This window comes from Hyphomonas sp. (genome assembly GCF_041689225.1).
Taxonomy (GTDB): Bacteria; Pseudomonadota; Alphaproteobacteria; order Caulobacterales; family Hyphomonadaceae; genus Hyphomonas.
Map to the genome: position 1 here is coordinate 1 of NZ_JBDNGN010000112.1, position 4,064 is coordinate 4,064.

General features: G+C 63.6%; 2 protein-coding genes and 1 pseudogene. 1 reads left to right on the forward strand and 2 read right to left on the reverse strand.

Annotated features, from left to right (window positions below; genetic code table 11):
* Positions 1 to 280: 280 nt before the first annotated feature.
* Positions 281 to 2,920, forward strand: coding sequence for an alanine--tRNA ligase (gene alaS / locus ACESNB_RS10605; RefSeq protein WP_373007058.1), 2,640 nt, complete (start codon positions 281 to 283; stop codon positions 2,918 to 2,920).
* Between the two features lie 7 nt (positions 2,921 to 2,927).
* On the opposite strand, the gene ACESNB_RS10610 is transcribed toward alaS, so the two are convergent.
* A complete protein-coding gene (locus ACESNB_RS10610) occupies positions 2,928 to 3,575 on the reverse strand; it encodes a glutathione S-transferase (protein ID WP_373007060.1) in 648 nt (215 codons plus the stop codon).
* Positions 3,572 to 4,064, reverse strand: a pseudogene (locus ACESNB_RS10615) (hypothetical protein); the annotation flags it as partial. The gene ACESNB_RS10610 and the pseudogene ACESNB_RS10615, both read right to left, overlap by 4 nt.

The following is a 4,064-nucleotide window of genomic DNA, read 5'->3' on the forward strand; positions in this document are numbered from 1 at the left end:
CCTCCTCGCCGACGGACTCCTCACGTCCGGCATGGAAGCCAGCAAGGATGACGATGTCGAACCGGACGCCGCTGAGGGCTGATCGGCTCCGGTTTTTTGTCTTAAACGGCCCGTAAATGGGTCGTTTAGAGCCCGGTTTGCTGTCAGGTCTCTAACCTGAACTTGTCCCTTTGTGGCGCACCTGGCTTGGCGCGCCGCGAAGGGACCTTTATATCGCCGGTTGGAACCGGCGCGGGACTGCCCTCGCCGCACATGAATAATTTCGGCTAGGACACTGCCCATGACCGGCGTCAACGATATCCGCGAAGCTTTCCTTTCCTTCTTCGAGAAGCAGGGACACACGCGGCGCGCCTCTGCGCCCCTCGTGCCGCAGAACGATCCGACCCTGCTGTTCGTCAATGCGGGCATGGTGCCATTCAAGAACATTTTCACCGGCGCTGAGGCGCCGTTTGCGCCTCGCGCCACTACGTCGCAAAAATGCGTCCGGGCCGGCGGCAAGCACAATGACCTCGACAATGTCGGCTATACGGCGCGCCACCACACATTCTTTGAAATGCTGGGCAATTTTTCGTTCGGCGACTATTTCAAGGAACAGGCGATTGTCTATGGCTGGGACTTGGTCACGAAACAGTTCGGGCTCGATCCGAGGCGCCTGCTCGTAACCGTCTATGCCGACGATGATGAGGCCGCACTGCTCTGGAAGAAGGTTGCCGGCCTGTCCGACGACCGGATAATTCGCATCAGCACATCGGATAATTTCTGGTCGATGGGTGATACCGGACCTTGCGGACCGTGCTCGGAGATATTCTACGACCATGGCGACAAGATTGCCGGCGGCCCTCCCGGCAGCCCGGACGAGGATGGCGACCGCTTCATCGAGATATGGAACCTGGTCTTCATGCAGTTCGACCAGTCGGCTGACGGATCGCGCAAGCCATTGCCCAAACCGTCAATCGATACCGGCATGGGTCTCGAGCGGATCGCGGCTGTCATGCAGGGCGTCCACAACAATTATGAAATCGATCTTTTCGCAAACCTGATCAAGGCCGAGGAGGACCTCTATGGCGAGAAAGCCAAGGGCGACCATCTGGCCTCCTTCCGCGTCATCGCAGACCATTTGCGGACATCGGCCTTCCTGATCGCCGATGGCGTGCTGCCGTCGAATGAAGGACGCGGCTATGTATTGCGCCGCATCATGCGCCGGGCCATGCGCCACGGCCATTTGCTCGGCGCGCGCGAACCGATGATGCACCGCCTCACACCTGCCCTGATCGGCGAAATGGGCAAGGCCTATCCGGAACTGGGCCGCGCGAAAGCCGCGATCGAATCCGCGCTTGAACAGGAAGAGTCCCGCTTCCAGCGCACGCTCGGCCGCGGCCTGTCGCTGCTCGACGAGGCGACAACCGGCCTTGGCAAAGGTGATGCCCTGTCGGGTGACACCGCCTTCCGGCTCTACGACACGTTCGGCTTCCCGCTGGACCTGACGCAGGACATCCTGCGGGCGCGCGGCATGTCGGTCGATACGGCTGGTTTCGACGCGGCGATGGACGTCCAGCGCGAAGGTTCGCGCAGCGCGGGCTTCTCGTCCGGCGATGCCGCGACCGATGACATCTGGTTCGCAGTGCGTGAAAAATCCGGCGCCACGAAATTCGGTGGTTATTCGGCCACGCAAGGCCAGGGCAAACTCGTTGCCATCGCGGCGGGCGGTGCGCTGGTCGATACGCTCCAGCCGGGCGCAGCCGAACTCGTGTTCGATGCCACGACTTTCTATGCCGAGAGCGGCGGCCAGGCCGGCGACCATGGCGAGATCACGTTCGATGACGGCGCACGCTTCATCGTCCGTGACGTGCAGAAGCGGGTCGGAGATGTGAATGTCCATATTGGTGAACTGGTCAGTGGCTCGGCCAAGCTCGGGGCGAAGGCGAAACTGCATGTCGACGCGACGCGGCGCCGGGCCATCATGGCAAACCACTCGGCGACCCACCTGCTGCATGCCGCCTTGCGAAATGTGCTCGGCGAGCATGTCACGCAGAAAGGGTCGCTGGTCGAAGCGGATCGCCTGCGGTTTGACTTCTCGCATGGCGCACCGGTGACGGCGGCGGAACTCGAAGCCATCGAGGACCAGGTCAATGCCGTGATCCGCCAGAATGCCGCGACAGACATCAAGGTGACCACGCCGGAGAAAGCCATCGAGGCCGGGGCGTTGGCGCTGTTCGGCGAGAAGTACGGTGATGAAGTCCGCGTCCTGTCGATGGGCAAGGGCGACGGCAAGGCCTATTCGGTCGAACTGTGCGGCGGCATTCATGTCGAGCGCTCGGGTGACATCGCCGTGTTCGTGATTACGTCGGAAGGTGGCGTATCCGCTGGCGTCCGCCGGATCGAGGCGGCCACAGGCGCCGAGGCGCTGAGTTATCTCAAGGGCCGCGCACGGATTGCGGAGGACCTGGCCGAGAGCCTGAAAGTGCCACTGAAAGACGTGCCGCGCAAAGTCACTGTCCTGACGGAAGAGCGCCGCGCGCTGGAGAAGGAACTGGCCGATGCCAAGCGCAAGCTGGCCATGGGCGGTGGGGGCGGCGCGCCCGCCGGACCGGAAGTGATCAATGGCGTGAACCTGATCGCGCGGGTCGCCGAAGGCGTCGGCGGCAAGGATTTGCGCGCGCTGGTCGACGAGGCCAAGGCGAAGATCGGTTCGGGCGTCGTGGCCTTTGTCGGCGTGGCCGATGGCAAGGCGGGCGTGGCGATTGGCGTGACGGCGGACCTCACCGCGAAATATTCGGCGGTGGACCTTGTGAAGGTTGCCGCGGCTGCACTTGGCGGCCAGGGCGGTGGCGGGCGTCCGGACATGGCGCAGGCGGGCGGACCGGATGCGAGCAAGGCGGATGAGGCGCTGGCGGCTGTGAGAGCCGTTCTGGCGGGCTGAACCCGAACTAAACCGCCTGTGCCAGCAGGGGTTCTGCTGCGCCCGGCTGCCATTGTGCGTGCTTGGTCATGATTGATTTGAAGAGCGGGCTGGCGAGGTGGTTTTCGAGCCAGGGCTTCAGCGCGGGCAGGTCTTGTTCGGCGAACCAGGCGCGGTCGGTGGCGGCGAACTGGCGGACGAAGGGGAAAATGGCCATGTCGGCAAGGGTACGGTGAGGGGCCAGCAGCTGGGTCCCTGAGGGGGTGATACGGGTGTCCCACGTCCGCAATATGTTCAGACCGGTCCCACGCTGGGCCAGCGGATCAACGCCGTCATAGCGGGTCGGGTATTTGTAGCGGTCGAGGGCCGTTTTGAATGGGCCGTCGCATTGGGCGATCAGGGCAGCTGTTTCGGCGGCGTCAGCGCCGAGCCAGTTTTCCGGATCATTCAGGGCGAGCGCCCAGTGCATGACATCAAGGCTTTCGTCGATCACAAGGCCATCCGGCAGGACGAGAACCGGGACCGTGCCCTTGGGGCTGGCGGCGAGCATTTCGGCCGGCTTTTCGCGCAGGACGACTTCGCGGATGCGGATATCGGCGCCGCTGACAGCAAGCGCGAGGCGGGCGCGCATGGCATAGGGACAGCGCCGGAACGTGTAGAGGACGGGAAGGGTCATGCCTCCTGGCTCCGCCGTGCCTCCGGGCCCATGTGTTGCTGCCCGCGGGACTTGGCGAGGTCGATCTGTTTCTGGCGCTCGGCAAAGCGGGCGCGCTGGTCGTCAGTCATTTCGGCGATGCAATGCGGGCAGGCGACGCCGGGTTCGTAGGCGGCGTGCTGCATATCGGTCTCGGATAGCGGCCGCTTGCAGGCATGGCACATGTCATAGGAGCCGGGGGTGAGATCGTGCCGGACCGAGACGCGTTCGTCGAAGACGAAGCATTCGCCCTGCCATTTGGTGTCGGATTCCGGCACGGTTTCGAGATATTTCAGGATACCGCCCTGGAGGTGGAAGACGTCTTCGATGCCTTCGGACTTCACGAAGCTGGTCGCCTTCTCGCAGCGGATGCCGCCGGTGCAGAACATGGCGACCTTGGGTGTGCGGCCTTCGGCTTCGAGCTTTGCGCGGAAGTCGCGGAACCAGTCCGGGAATTCGCGGAAGGTTTTC

Coding starts and splice junctions, on each gene's coding strand:
- ACESNB_RS10610 (WP_373007060.1), bottom strand. CDS start 3,575: ATGACCCTTCCCGTCCTCTACACGTTCCGGCGCTGTCCCTATGCCATG.
- alaS (WP_373007058.1), top strand. CDS start 281: ATGACCGGCGTCAACGATATCCGCGAAGCTTTCCTTTCCTTCTTCGAG.